This is a genomic window from Pseudomonas sp. HP_08, from assembly GCF_055284095.1.
The window spans coordinates 461,494-473,738 of sequence record NZ_JBTOQC010000012.1 but is presented as its reverse complement, the minus strand read 5'-3'; the positions used below and the strand labels follow the sequence as shown (position 1 = coordinate 473,738).

Annotated in this window: 14 protein-coding genes; 7 read left to right on the top strand and 7 right to left on the bottom strand. The window is 59.1% G+C overall.

The window, feature by feature from the left end; all coding sequences use genetic code 11:
• The first annotated feature begins 96 nt into the window (after positions 1-96).
• Complete coding sequence (locus ACYAS9_RS13715) at positions 97-1,650, top strand: sensor domain-containing diguanylate cyclase (protein WP_463568834.1); 1,554 nt, start codon at positions 97-99, stop codon at positions 1,648-1,650.
• A 9-nt stretch (positions 1,651-1,659) separates the two neighbouring features.
• On the opposite strand, the gene ACYAS9_RS13710 is transcribed toward ACYAS9_RS13715, so the two are convergent.
• The 3 genes from ACYAS9_RS13710 to ACYAS9_RS13700 are packed head-to-tail and all read right to left on the bottom strand — an operon-like array spanning position 1,660 to position 3,190.
• Positions 1,660-2,007 (bottom strand): signal peptidase II, encoded by a 348-nt coding sequence (locus tag ACYAS9_RS13710; RefSeq protein WP_463568833.1) that lies wholly within the window; start codon positions 2,005-2,007, stop codon positions 1,660-1,662.
• On the bottom strand, positions 2,004-2,222 hold the full coding sequence (locus ACYAS9_RS13705) for a hypothetical protein (protein WP_463568832.1): 219 nt from the start codon (positions 2,220-2,222) through the stop codon (positions 2,004-2,006). Before ACYAS9_RS13705 ends, ACYAS9_RS13710 begins: the two co-directional genes overlap by 4 nt.
• 59 nt (positions 2,223-2,281) lie before the next feature.
• The gene (locus ACYAS9_RS13700; RefSeq protein WP_463568831.1) at positions 2,282-3,190 is read right to left on the bottom strand and encodes a BAR domain-containing protein; all 909 of its coding nucleotides are present in this window, start codon (positions 3,188-3,190) and stop codon (positions 2,282-2,284) included.
• A 745-nt stretch (positions 3,191-3,935) separates the two neighbouring features.
• Between ACYAS9_RS13700 and ACYAS9_RS13695 the strand changes: the two genes are divergently transcribed.
• The 3 genes from ACYAS9_RS13695 to ACYAS9_RS13685 are packed head-to-tail and all read left to right on the top strand — an operon-like array spanning position 3,936 to position 5,330.
• On the top strand, positions 3,936-4,322 hold the full coding sequence (locus ACYAS9_RS13695; RefSeq protein ID WP_463568830.1) for a hypothetical protein: 387 nt from the start codon (positions 3,936-3,938) through the stop codon (positions 4,320-4,322).
• A gap of 21 nt (positions 4,323-4,343) precedes the next feature.
• The gene (locus ACYAS9_RS13690; protein WP_463568829.1) at positions 4,344-4,802 is read left to right on the top strand and encodes a metallophosphoesterase family protein; all 459 of its coding nucleotides are present in this window, start codon (positions 4,344-4,346) and stop codon (positions 4,800-4,802) included.
• 39 nt (positions 4,803-4,841) lie between these two features.
• The gene (locus tag ACYAS9_RS13685) at positions 4,842-5,330 is read left to right on the top strand and encodes an HIT family protein (RefSeq protein ID WP_463568828.1); all 489 of its coding nucleotides are present in this window, start codon (positions 4,842-4,844) and stop codon (positions 5,328-5,330) included.
• A 26-nt stretch (positions 5,331-5,356) separates the two neighbouring features.
• Here the strand turns inward: ACYAS9_RS13685 and mapR are convergent, their stop codons facing one another.
• Positions 5,357-6,766, bottom strand: coding sequence for a GntR family transcriptional regulator MpaR (mapR, locus tag ACYAS9_RS13680; protein WP_463568827.1), 1,410 nt, complete (start codon positions 6,764-6,766; stop codon positions 5,357-5,359).
• Positions 6,767-6,980: 214 nt separating this feature from the next.
• Between mapR and ACYAS9_RS13675 the strand changes: the two genes are divergently transcribed.
• Together ACYAS9_RS13675 and ACYAS9_RS13670 are read left to right on the top strand one after the other, a co-directional pair.
• Positions 6,981-7,574, top strand: coding sequence for an amino acid synthesis family protein (locus ACYAS9_RS13675; RefSeq protein ID WP_463568826.1), 594 nt, complete (start codon positions 6,981-6,983; stop codon positions 7,572-7,574).
• A gap of 276 nt (positions 7,575-7,850) precedes the next feature.
• On the top strand, positions 7,851-8,540 hold the full coding sequence (locus tag ACYAS9_RS13670) for an alpha/beta fold hydrolase (protein ID WP_463568825.1): 690 nt from the start codon (positions 7,851-7,853) through the stop codon (positions 8,538-8,540).
• On the opposite strand, the gene ACYAS9_RS13665 is transcribed toward ACYAS9_RS13670, so the two are convergent.
• Positions 8,537-9,235, bottom strand: coding sequence for a pentapeptide repeat-containing protein (locus ACYAS9_RS13665; RefSeq protein ID WP_463568824.1), 699 nt, complete (start codon positions 9,233-9,235; stop codon positions 8,537-8,539). The two genes, ACYAS9_RS13670 and ACYAS9_RS13665, sit on opposite strands and share 4 nt — an antisense overlap.
• Before the next feature lie 122 nt (positions 9,236-9,357).
• Between ACYAS9_RS13665 and ACYAS9_RS13660 the strand changes: the two genes are divergently transcribed.
• Positions 9,358-10,182, top strand: coding sequence for an isocitrate lyase/PEP mutase family protein (locus ACYAS9_RS13660; protein WP_463568823.1), 825 nt, complete (start codon positions 9,358-9,360; stop codon positions 10,180-10,182).
• Between the two features lie 9 nt (positions 10,183-10,191).
• Here ACYAS9_RS13660 and ACYAS9_RS13655 read toward each other — a convergent pair whose 3' ends face one another.
• Positions 10,192-11,286: an alpha-hydroxy acid oxidase gene (locus ACYAS9_RS13655; protein WP_463568822.1), complete on the bottom strand. Its 1,095-nt coding sequence runs from the start codon at positions 11,284-11,286 to the stop codon at positions 10,192-10,194.
• On the bottom strand, positions 11,283-12,242 hold the full coding sequence (locus ACYAS9_RS13650) for an ABC transporter substrate-binding protein (protein WP_463568821.1): 960 nt from the start codon (positions 12,240-12,242) through the stop codon (positions 11,283-11,285). Before ACYAS9_RS13650 ends, ACYAS9_RS13655 begins: the two co-directional genes overlap by 4 nt.
• Positions 12,243-12,245: the final 3 nt, after the last annotated feature.

Here is a 12,245-nt window from a genome sequence, read left to right as displayed (position 1 = left end):
TGGAACGCTAAAATGCGGGTCGATGCGACAGATGCACGTGAAGGTATGGAATCTGCATGCCGCAAACAGAGTGTCAGAATAATAACGAGGTTCCATTTGAAGCGTATTCCAGTCGAACCGGAACGACTGTCACACAAGACCTTGTCGATCTGGCTGGTCTTCTTCATTTGCCTGGTGTGCATTTCGCTGATCCTGGCCACGGCCTGGCAGATCAGGCAATCGGCCAACGAGCGGCTGGCCAGCGCCCACGATGCGGTGTTCAACATCGCCCGTGCCGTCGAGCAACACGCCATCGACACCGTGCACCAGGCCGACAATACCCTCAAGAATATCGCCGAGCGCATCGAGTTCGATGGCGTCGGACCTGAACAGCGGCTGCGCCTGTCCCGCGTCATGGCGCGCAATGTGCTGGATGTCGCAGGCCTGCAAGGCCTGTTTATCTATGACGCCAACGGTAACTGGGTGGCCAATTCCTTCAGTACCGACCCCAGCAGCAAGAACAACGGCGACCGCGATTACTTCATTTTTCATCGCGACAACCCTTCGATGCGGGTCAATGTCGGCGCGATTGTCGTGAGTCGTACCACCGGCGAGCAGATCATCCCTATCAGTCGTCGCCTTGAAACAGCCGATGGACGCTTTGCCGGCGTGGTGCTAGCCACGGTGCCGGTGACTTATTTCCAGAGCTTTTTCGAGCGTTTGAACGTCGATGCCAAAGGCGTGATCTTCATTGCCCGCTACAACGGTGAATTGCTGGCGCGCCGGCCCACCATCGACGGGCTGATGACCACCAACATTTCCAAAGGCGAAATTTTCAGCAAGTACCTGCCCTTGCAACCGAATGGCATCGTGGTTGTGACCTCGGTGGTCGATCACATCGAACGGCTTTATGCCTACCGCAGCGTCAACGGGCTGCCGCTGGTGATCGCCGCCGGGCTCTCGTCGGAGTCGGTGTATGCACCGTGGTGGGGCTATGTGGTGCGCTCTTTCCTGATCAGCGGGTTAATGATCGCCGCGCTGCTGGTGCTGGGTTATCTGATCTGGCGGCAGATTCAGCAATTGCTGACGGCGCAGGGCAAACTCCGCGCGGCGCACCACGAACTGGAGCAGATTGCCCACACCGACGGCCTGACCGGCATCGCCAACCGTCGGCGTTTCGACACCGCACTGGCCAACGAATGGGCGGGCAGCCGGCTGCGTCACGACGCGTTGGGGATCATCCTGCTGGATATCGACTGGTTCAAGCAGTACAACGATCGCTATGGCCATTTGCAGGGCGACGAGTGCCTCAAGCGGGTGGCCTGTCTGATTCGTGACAACCTGACGCTGCCCGGCCTCCAGCGCCAGGGCTATCTGGCTGCTCGCTATGGCGGGGAAGAGTTCGTGATTCTGCTGCCCGGCACCGACCAAGACGACGCCACCCGTGTGGCCGAACGCATCCGCGCGGCCATTGCCGCCGAGCGCCTGGAACATGCCGGCAGCCCGTTCGGGACCGTGACCATCAGCGCCGGCGTGGTCAGCACCCAGCCGCTGGACAGCGCCACGCCCGCAGACCTGCTGGCCAAGGCCGACAGCTTTCTGTATGACGCCAAGAAGCAGGGGCGCAATCGGGTGAGTCATCAGCTGAGCGTTGATTGCGCAACGGGGTAAGGTCGGCAATCAAACCTTGCGCGGCTTGAACATGCCTTCAAATAGCAGAAACAGCGCGCCGCCGGTGATGGCAATGTCGGCAATATTGAACACGCCGGTGTGCAGCGTACCGAGATTCAGTACCAGATAATCGACCACATGGCCCTCACGGTAGACCCGGTCGATCAGGTTCGAGGCGCCGCCCAGCGCGATCAGGTAAACCGCTGCAGCTTTTGCGGTAGCGACATTCCAGCGCGACAACGCCCACCAGATCGCCCAGCCGACCACAATCCCCACACCGCCGACGAAGATCGACTGCTTGACCAGCGGCGGCAACTGCGCGCTCAGGCTCAGAAAGGCGCCGGGATTAAGGCTCAAGGCAATGTCCAGCCAGGCATGCTCACTGCTGACCTGAAGTTTTCGCTGGCTAACTTTTTCAGCGCAATAACCTTGACCCATTGATCCTGCGCGATAAACGCAAGGCCTGCCAGCCATACGGTAAGCCAGCTTTTCAAAACCTGCTGGATGAACGAATTTCTATTACTGAGATTGCGAAGGGCCAAGAAGATAGCGCGGTTGATGAGGGTATTCAAAAGACCGCGCGAGCTTTACTCACTTGCACGTTAGCAAAAAACTATGTAGTGCTGACTGATTATTTTCTAGGACGGGAAAGCAAAGTGCACAAGTCAAGAATCTGCTGTTTTTGTGTGGGGTTTTCTGACGCTTTAAATAAATCCGAGCATTTCTCCAGCAGTGCAGAAGTCTGAAATCCTGCGCTCAAATTTTGCGCCGCAACGCCGGTTGAAAAGACTTTGCCTAGTTTGTTGGAAAGGTCAGTCCCATTAGAGTTTCCAAATCTGCCGTCGAATGTGCCAAATACCGATAAAGAATCTCTCTTTAAGTCGTCGAAGATGCGCTCATAATCTTGGCGCGCTTGAACTTTGGTAAGCTCGGCTGTTTCTAAGTTGCTTTTCAGCTTTTCTTTGGCTGGTGCGACATCTGAAGGGTTAAGCGGCTTGGCTTTTTCTAGTTTTTGCAAGGCGTCAATAGAAGCGTCAGACGTTATGAGTGTCTTTCGAAGCGTTGATGCCAGAGACTGTACAGTGGTGAGCGGCTTAGTTTTTGAGTTCGCATAGTTGTTGTATGCCTCAAGCACTTCCTTAAAATTGTTGAGATCCTCAGCCGCTCTCTCTTCAGCCTGGGTTGCTTTTGAAAGATTTTCTGTTGCCTGCGCCTTGTCAGAAGCAGACGTGGATACAGAAACTGGCCCTGATGACTCTCCCACAGACTGTGAGTTTTTAGTCCCGCCTTGACCGTGTGATGCAAATATTTCTGTGACAGGGATATTTGTGCTGTCCTCGGATTTTTTTGAGACGGCTATCGGAATATACGCCGCGTCCAGATTTTTAAATCCTACATTAAAGGTCACGCTGGGTGACTCACTGGATGGTGTTGAGAAGTCAACTCCGAAAACCTGTTTCGAGGTGTACACCAGTGGAGCTTGCTGTAATGGCGCACAGCCTGAAAGCAAGAGGCAGGCAACAAAAGGGGATCTGTACATGTGGTACTCCTTTTTTACGGGTAGGTACACAGGCGCGAAAGATCTATTGCGGTCTTTCGCAAGGCTGTAATAGCTTCCTCTGATGGATTTATGAAAATAGCCACGCATCGATCTTCAGAGATGGCAAGATAAGTTTCGTCGATGTACCCAAATGAAACACCTGTCGGTCCGGGTACCACCCCAATTCCACGAACTTTTATGTGGGTCGTTGTGTCAGATTTGACGTTGCCAATACGATAGACAGGAATCCCCAAGTAGTGATCGATTTTTACATCTCCGCTATATACGTTAATCATAGTGCAGCCACTGAGGATGACTGACGTACACAGGGCAATGAAGGTTTTTAAATGGATATGCATACAGTTAGCGCTCGTGAGTATTGTGAGAGCCATGGACGGGTCATACAACGCAAGTCGTGAATTCGGCTAGACGTATGAAGCTATTTTCAACTGTGCATAAATCCCTGAAAGAATACCTATAGTGGCAAAATGATTTTTTTGCCAGAATTTTTTGAACTTTTATGTGACGCGGTTCCCATCTGCATCAATGCATGACGTGCATTGAGTCTGGTCGCCATTTTCAATTGTTTGGCTTAGCACTTTTCCGATGGTTATCCAGGAAAAATGGGCAGAATTTTTTACTAATAAAGTAATTTTCGTAGAAGATTCGTGATATTTAATCCGGCGTGGGTTTGTAATCCGGTTCAAAAACGACCGGCTTGGACGTTTTTTAGGAATATCTCTTCATGAACGGCAGGACGCGCTTGCTGTTGATTCTTCTGGTTGCGGTCTCGACAGTGACCTTTGCCATGATTTTCGACTGGTCCGTCCCCGGCAAGCTGTACCGTGGCTACCAGCAGTCCCAGGCTTTTATTCCGGCGCCTGAACAGCGCGAAGAACTGATCAACAGCCTGCGGGCCGAATTCGGCCAGAACGTCGATGTCAATTACAGCGTGGGCTTCGATCAGAGCGGTGAAGTCAACAAGACCGTGCAGGTGGTCTGGTTCTGCGGCGATGATGTCGACGGCCCGCGCTTTCTGAGAACCGCCGTGCGCAAGCTCAACGACATCGGTTTTGGCTGGCCCGATCATGTGGAAATGTTATTCAAGTGCGGCTTTGCCAAGCCCGAGTAGTCCGACTTCAAAGGAGCCTGGATGAAAGTTGGTGTGATTTCCGATACCCATGGCCTGTTGCGCCCTGAGGCGCTGGCAGCGCTACAGGGCTGCGAGCAGATTATTCATGCCGGCGATATCGGCAAGGCCGGAATTCTTGAGCAACTGGCGCAGATAGCACCATTGCATGTTGTGCGCGGTAATAACGACCTCAAGGCTGACTGGGCGGCTGAGTTGCCCGACCGCCTGACGTTTGAGTTGAGTGGCTCGAAAGTGCTGCTGGTGCATGACATCGCCGATGTTCCGGCTGATCTCGACACGTCTATCAGGCTGGTGATCACCGGGCATTCGCACAAGCCACGGATTGAATGGCGTGGCGAGCGGCTGTACCTCAACCCCGGCAGCGCAGGGCCTCGGCGCTTCAAGTTACCGGTGACGGTGGCCATCGTAGACGTGCAGGACGCAAGGCTTGACGCGCATCTGGTGGCGTTGCTGGATTGATTGATACTCTGCCGGCTCAATCGTTGCCGGCCCTCGTTTATGCACATCCCCGAGCCGTTTGTTATTTACAGGTCCGCGCACTGGACGATCAATCACCATATGGCGTCTGCGTTGCCAGGCTATCTGATGCTGGGCTCGAACATGCAAACCGGCTCGTTAGCCGATTTGCCGCCAGATGCACTGGTCGAACTCGGCCTGCTTCAGGCCAGGGTGCAACAGGTCATGCAAACAGTGCTTGAAACCAGGCACCTGTATATCGGCCGCTATGGGCATGATCCGGGTTATCCGATCCACTTCCATTTCATCCCGGTGTATGCCTGGGTCGAGGCGCTATTCTGGAAAGATGATCGCTATCGAACCTTGCAGCAGTTTGCCTATAGCGAGAACGCCCATTCCAGGACCGATGGTGCCGAGTTGACCCTGTACATCTGGCGCGAGTTTTGTGAAAACCCCACGCCACCGGCTGTAGAAGGGCCTTCTGTGGCGTGTGTTATCGAGCAATTGCGTGAGGCGTTTATGACGGCGTAATCGCCAGGCGTTCGCGGCTCCCGGTTTCAGAAGGTGCTCAAGATCCGCCCCAACACCCCCATCGACGCTTCACTCTGCGATGTCCACGGATAGCCGCTGTTCAGCCGGGCGCAATGGGTAAAGCCGCGTGTGGCCGAGAACATCGGGCCCGGGGCGATGCTGATGCCCTGCGCCAAAGCGATCTGGTACAGCTTCAGGGAATCGACCCGTTCGGGGAATTCGAACCAGAGAAAGTAGCCGCCGCCGGGGCGGGTAACGCGGGTTTCGTCGGGGAAGTGGCGGGCGGCGGAGGCGAGCATCGCGCCCTGTTGCATTTCCAGGGTGTGGCGCAATTTGCGCAGGTGGCGGTCGAAGCCGCCGTGTTGCAGGTAGTCGGCAATGGCCGCCTGGGCCGGCACCGAGGGCGAGATGCTGGTCATCAGTTTCAGTCGGCTGATGGCTTGCGCGTAGCGTCCACCGGCGACCCAGCCGACCCGGTAACCGGGCGCCAGCGACTTGGAGAACGAGCCGCAGTGCATCACCAGGCCTTCAGTGTCCAGGCTCTTGACCGGACGCGGCGCACGGGCGCCGTAGTACAGCTCGGCGTAGACATCGTCTTCGATCAGCGGCAGGTCATGGGTTTTGAGCAGGTCATAGAGCGCCTGCTTGTTGGCATCGGGCATGCTCGCGCCCAGCGGGTTCTGCAGGCTGCTCATGAACCAGCAGGCCTTGATCGGCAGGCGCTTGAGGCTATCGGCCAGGCTGTCGAGGTCCACACCTTCGCGTGGGTGCACCGGGATTTCCACCGCCTTGAGCTTGAGCCGTTCGAGCATTTGCAGGCAGGCATAAAAGCCTGGCGCCTCGATGGCCACCAGGTCGCCGGGCTGGGTGACGGTCTGCAGGCACAGGCTCAGGGCTTCCATCGCACCGTTGGTGATCACCAGTTCTTCCCGGGCCGGGTGTACGCCGCTATTGAGGTAGCGCAGGGCGATTTGCCGGCGCAGTTCCTGATTGCCGGTGGTCATGTCGGCGATCACTGCATGCGGCGACAGGCTGCGCACGCTCTGTGCCATGGAGCGGGCCAGGCGTTGCAGCGGAAACAGATCAGGGCTGGGGAAGGCCGAGCCGAACGGCTCGGTGTGCGCGTCCTGCAGGCTGGCCAGCACCGAGAACACCAGTTCGCTGACATCCACATCGGTGCCGGTGCCAGGGTTGGCGTGGATCGCCGGTTCGCTGAGGGTTTTGCTGGCGTGCTCGCGCACGTAATAACCGGAGCGTTCCCGCGCCTGGATCAGGCCGCGATCCTCCAGCCGGTAATAGGCCTGGAACACGGTCGAGGGGCTGACCGCAAAGCGCTGGCTGGCGACCCGCACCGAGGGCAGCTTTTCGCCACCCTTGAGGGTCCGGGTGCGGATCATCTCGGCGATATCTTCGGCAAGCTGTTCGTAGCGTTTCATAAGGGCGGGTACGGTCTGCGGGTCGAGTGGGCCAGCATGCACGGGGTAAAAAAACAACACCAGAAGCATTTTCGAGATTTATTTGCATATCAGATGACGCAAAAACCTTTGCCCTGATCTGCATAAATTCATCGGATCTGAACCTGTCTGCCACGTTGATCACGCTCCAGACTATTGGCATACCGTAATACGGCATTCAAAAACCGGAGGAAACATGGCCTTTCAGATTCGAAAAATCGTGACGTATAAGGAGCAGATTCTGATCGAGGGCGGCAAAGCTGCCCAAACGCCGCTGAATATGGTGGCGGTCGCTGCGATCATCACCAATCCTTGGCATGGCCGTGGCTTTGTCGATGATCTCAAGCCGGAAATCCGCGAACACTGCTCTGCATTGGGCCAGTTGATTGTCGAGCAGCTCAGCGAGGCCATCGGCGGGGCTGGGCGTATCCAGGCCTATGGCAAGGCGGCAGTGGTGGGCGAAGAGGGCGAGATTGAGCATGCATCGGCGGTGATTCACACGCTGCGTTTCGGTAATCACTTTCGCGAGGCGGTGGATGCCAAGAGTTACCTGGTGTTCACCAACAAACGCGGCGGTGCGGGCACCTCGATTCAGGTGCCGATGATGCACAAGGACGACGAAGGGATGCGCTCGCACTACCTCACGCTGGAGCTGCGCATCGATGACGCCCCGCGTCGCGACGAGATCGTTGTGGTGCTGGGCGCAGCCGACGGCGGGCGTCCGCATGCGCGGATCGGCAATCGCTACCTTGATCATCAGGAGCTGGATGCAGAAGCGGCACAACGCTGATCTGATATGGTTTTTATTTCTATTTCTGCCTCTGTAACCGGATCAGCCCGAGGCTCATCATTTGTCCCATGATCACTGATGTGCAACGGGGGCAACCTGATGGGCAAGATGGCGCTTTTCATGCTTGGTTTTTTGGCGGTGACTATATTGATCGGGGCCCTGGCGACCATACCGCCACCGCTTTAAGCCCCTGACACACCCAAGGCCCTTGAGCGATCAAGGGCCTTTTGGTTTTACAATGCGCGGCATTCGTAGCCTTCGCGCAGGACATCTTCGGTGACACTCCCTCTTATCATGCTTCCCGGCCTGCTCAACGATGAGCGCCTGTGGGCGCAACAACAGGCCATTCTGAGTAGCGACCGACCGGTCCATATTCCCGACCTGACCCAGGACACCAGTATCGCCGGCATGGCCGCACGGGTGCTGGATGCAGCGCCTGAGCGCTTTGCCCTGGCGGCGTTGTCGATGGGCGGGTATGTCGCGCTGGAAATCCTGCGCCAGGCACCTGAACGGGTCGACCGCCTGGCCCTGGTCGACACCATGGCTCGCCCCGACAGCCCGGCCCGCGCCCGTGTACGCCGCGGCCTGCTGGAGCTGGCGCACATGGGCACCTTCAAAGGCGTTACCCCACAATTGCTGCCCAAGCTGCTGCATCGGCGCAGCCTCGGTACACCGGCGGCCGATCTGGTCCGCGCGATGGCGCAAACCATCGGTCGGGAAGGGTTTATCAGCCAGCAACAGGCAATCATCGGGCGCGCCGATTATTCATCGCTGCTGGAACAGATTCGTGTGCCGACACTGGTGATTGTTGGCGAAGACGATCAGATCACGCCGCTGGAAGAGGCGCAGTTCATGCATCGGCACATTGCCGGATCACGCCTGGTGGTGATCCCTGAATGCGGGCATCTGCCGCCGCTGGAGCACCCGCAGCGAACCTGTGAACTGCTACAGGAGTGGCTGCTTTAAAGCACCTGAAGGCCCAGGCCTGCCAACAGCATGCTGGCCTGGCTTCTGGAAATCGTCGCGCCCTTGAACAGTTTGGCGTCGGTGAGGCGTAGGCCGTGCAGGCTGGCTTCTCTCAAGTCGGCCTGGTCGAAACGTGCATTGTTGACCCGGGCCATGGACAGGCTGCCGCCGTCGACAAACACCGCATGGCGAAAATCGCAGTAACTCAGGTCGGCGTCGGCAAAATCGAGGTTACGCAGTTCGGTTTTATAGAACGACATGCCTGACAGGCATGCACTGCGTAACACGCAATCGCTGAAGCTCAATCCCAGCGTGGCGGTGTCGGCGAAATTGGCGCCGGTCAGTTTGCAGCCCTCAAACGTGGCATGAGCCAGCTTGCTGCGTTGCCAGAGCGTATTGTTGAGGTCTGAATTGCAAAACCGCGCTTCCTCCAGGGTGGCGGAGCGAAACACCGCTTGCGCCGCCCGGCAGCTTTGCCAGTCGGTGCTGGAAAGGTCGGCGGCGGTGAGGTCGGTTCCGGCAAACAGGCAGCGCTCGAAGCGAACACCTTGCAGGTCAAGCCGCGAAAAGTCCTGACCGCTGAAGTCGACGCCCGAGATCCATAGCGGCTGCTTGTGCGCGGCAATCAATGCCGGCAGAGAAGCCTCTTCCAGCTCTGAAGGGCCAACTTTTCTGTAGTCCTGCTCAGCGTGCATCAACCCTCCTGGGCGTTGGTGAAAAGCCGGGCAATGGTGCTGTGATGCCTCGGTTGAGTCAATATTGACTCGCAAGGCGCTTCTGTGAGCAATGTCCCGTCAAACAACCCTTGGGGAATTCTATGCAACACAAAGCCACACGCTTTCGCCAACTGCACGAACAACCCGGTGCGTTTGTCATTCCCAATCCCTGGGACGCCGGCACCGCCCGAATTCTCGGCGCCATGGGCTTTGAGGCCTTGGCCACCACCAGCGCCGGCATGGCGTTTTCGCTGGGGCTTGCCGAAGGCCAGGCTTCCTGGCAACAGACCCTTGAGCACTGTCGCAGCATTGTGGCTGCGACTGACTTGCCGGTGTCGGCCGATCTGGAAAAAGGCCTGGGCGACAGTGCGCAAAGTGCCGCCGACACCATCACGATTGCCGCCAGCCTGGGGCTGGCTGGCGGCTCGCTGGAGGATTACACCGGCAATCCTCAGCAGCCCATTTATGATTTTTCCCTGGCCGTCGAACGCATTGCCGCAGCGGCAGAGGCGCGGGACGCTTTGCCGAATGATTTTGTCCTCACCGCGCGCTGCGAAAACTTTCTGTGGGGCTGCCCGGATCTGGATGCAACCATTGTGCGCCTGCAGGCCTTCGAACAGGCCGGCGCCGATGTGCTTTATGCGCCTGGCCTGCATGACCTGAGCATGATCCGCACGCTTTGCCAGGCCCTGAGCAAACCGGTCAATGTGGTGATGGGGCTGTCGGGTGCGACCTTCAGTGTCGATGAGCTTGCCGAGGCGGGCGTCAAGCGCATCAGCGTCGGGGCTTCGCTGGCCCGCTATGCGTTTGGTGCGTTTGTACAGGCCGCACGGGAAATTCGCGGCGCGGGCACGTTCGGCTTTTCCGCCAATGCCATCGGTTTTGATGAGCTGGATGGCTTTTTCACGGGCCGCACCCAGGGTTGAGCCCGGCCCTTAATGCAGCCGCTCCCGCCAGGCTGGCAGCGGCTCGCCGTTGTGATCCACCAGTTGCGTGTTGCGGATGTCTTCGATGGTCGCCGCGCCGGCCAGTTGCATGACGGTGCGCAGTTCGGCGTGCAGGTGCTCCAGCACCGAAGCCACGCCCTGCCAGCCGCCCAGTGCCAGGCCGTAGAGAATCGGCCGGCCCAGCGCCACGGCGTTGGCACCGCTGGCCAGGGCCTTGAAGACATCGACGCCGCGACGGACACCGCCATCGAAGACGATGGGCACCCGACCGGCCACCGCACGGGCGATGCCGGGCAGCACGGCGAAAGCACCCGGTGTGGCATCGAGCTGGCGGCCGCCGTGGTTGGAGACTTGCAAGGCGTCGGCGCCCAGCTCGATGGCCAGCCGGGCATCGTCGGCGGTGGCGATGCCCTTGACGATCAGCGGCAGGTCGCAGTGCTGGCGCACGAACGCCAGGCTGTGTGCGCCCAGGCGCGGCTCGAAGACCGGCGGCGTGGCAAGGCCGGCGAAATTGGCCGGACGGGCATGCACCGGGTAGCTGAAGTCCTGGCGCTGGCTGCGTTCGCGCAAGCCGCCGACCGGCACATCGACGGTCAGCACAATGCCTTTGTAACCGGCGGCCACGGCGCGTTCGATCAACTCGCGGTTGAGGTCTTCATCGCGGGTCAGGTACAGCTGGAACCACTTCGGCCCGTTGCTGGCCTGAGCAATGCTTTCCAGGCTCAGGCTGGCCACGGTGCTGGCAGTCATCAATGTGCCGACGGCGGCTGCGCCGCGCGCGGTGTCGGCTTCGGCCTGTTGGTGGACGATTGCCTGGCCACCCATGGGCGCCACCAGAATGGGGCTGGCCAACGGGTTGCCGAGCAGTTCGATATCGGTGCGCTCGACGACCTTGCCGGTCAGTACCCGCTGGGCGATGAAACGCCGCTCGAAACTGGCGCGGTTTTCCGCCAGGGTCTGCTCGGCACCGGCGCCGCCGGTAATGTAGGCCAGGCTCGGCGTGTCCAGCAGCTCGGCGGCCAGCGCTTCGAGCTCTTCAAGGTTGATCAGGCGCAGCGCGCCCTGGCGCTGATTGCCGATCATTGCACCAGCTCCTGCGGCGGCAAGACGCCGGTGTCGAAGAACGGCTCGACACTGGCCGGCTGCTTGAACAGGCCGCGCCGGGCGTATTCGGCCGACAGCGTGCCGGTGTAGCTCCGGGTTGCCGGGTCAATGCCCTTGAACACCAGCAGGCCGCGCCGTTCCAGGGTAATGCGCGCAATGTCTTCGGGCAGGCCGGTCTGTTTGGCGTAGAAGGGCGCGTAAGTGTCCAGGTGCGCCTGGTTCCATTGTGCGGCGCGTTGCAGGCGCTGCACAAAGTCAGCCAGGGCCGCGCGTTTGGCCGGGTCCGCCAGCGCCTTGTCGGACGCGGCATAGAACGACAGGCCCTTGTTCAGGCCTTCACCGGTGCGCAACACGCGGGCGCCCAGTTGCTGGGCGCGGGCGGTGTACGGGTCGTCGGTGACCCAGACGTCGGCATGGCCGTTGCTGAACGCAGCGAAGGCATCGCTGCGCAGCAAATAGCCGACCTTGACGCTGTCCTGCGCCACGCCGGCTTCCTTGAGGGCGGCGGTCAGCAGGTTGTCGGCGGTGCCGCCGCGAATGGTCGAAACCATCACCTCGCGGCCCTTGAGGTCCTTGACCTCATGAATGTCGCTGGCGGCGCGAGCCAGAATCGCCGTGCCGCGCTCGGAGTGGTCGCTGCCGGTGGCGATCACTTTAAGCGGCGTGCCGTTGACCGCCGCGGCGAGGATCAGGTTGTCCAGCGCCGGCAAAAAGTCGACATCGCCGGATTTGACCGCCTCGAACAGCGGCGCCGGGGTCAGGAAGTTGGCCCACTCAAGGGTGTAAGGCGTGTCTTTCATCGCGCCTGAAGGTTGTGACAGCAGCCACAACCCGCGCACCTGATCGCCGATGACCAGTTTGACCTTCGACAGGTCCGGGTCGGCGTGGGCGGTGTTCAGGCTAAACAGTAGAAACAGGGCAAAAAACCGGCGCATGCT

Excerpts from the sequence above, each read along its gene's own strand:
- ACYAS9_RS13650 (WP_463568821.1), bottom strand. The coding sequence starts at position 12,242 with ATGCGCCGGTTTTTTGCCCTGTTTCTACTGTTTAGCCTGAACACCGCC.
- ACYAS9_RS13685 (WP_463568828.1), top strand. The coding sequence starts at position 4,842 with ATGCACATCCCCGAGCCGTTTGTTATTTACAGGTCCGCGCACTGGACG.
- ACYAS9_RS13675 (WP_463568826.1), top strand. The coding sequence starts at position 6,981 with ATGGCCTTTCAGATTCGAAAAATCGTGACGTATAAGGAGCAGATTCTG.
- ACYAS9_RS13655 (WP_463568822.1), bottom strand. The coding sequence starts at position 11,286 with ATGATCGGCAATCAGCGCCAGGGCGCGCTGCGCCTGATCAACCTTGAA.
- ACYAS9_RS13695 (WP_463568830.1), top strand. The coding sequence starts at position 3,936 with ATGAACGGCAGGACGCGCTTGCTGTTGATTCTTCTGGTTGCGGTCTCG.
- ACYAS9_RS13660 (WP_463568823.1), top strand. The coding sequence starts at position 9,358 with ATGCAACACAAAGCCACACGCTTTCGCCAACTGCACGAACAACCCGGT.
- ACYAS9_RS13665 (WP_463568824.1), bottom strand. The coding sequence starts at position 9,235 with ATGCACGCTGAGCAGGACTACAGAAAAGTTGGCCCTTCAGAGCTGGAA.
- ACYAS9_RS13700 (WP_463568831.1), bottom strand. The coding sequence starts at position 3,190 with ATGTACAGATCCCCTTTTGTTGCCTGCCTCTTGCTTTCAGGCTGTGCG.
- ACYAS9_RS13690 (WP_463568829.1), top strand. The coding sequence starts at position 4,344 with ATGAAAGTTGGTGTGATTTCCGATACCCATGGCCTGTTGCGCCCTGAG.
- mapR (WP_463568827.1), bottom strand. The coding sequence starts at position 6,766 with ATGAAACGCTACGAACAGCTTGCCGAAGATATCGCCGAGATGATCCGC.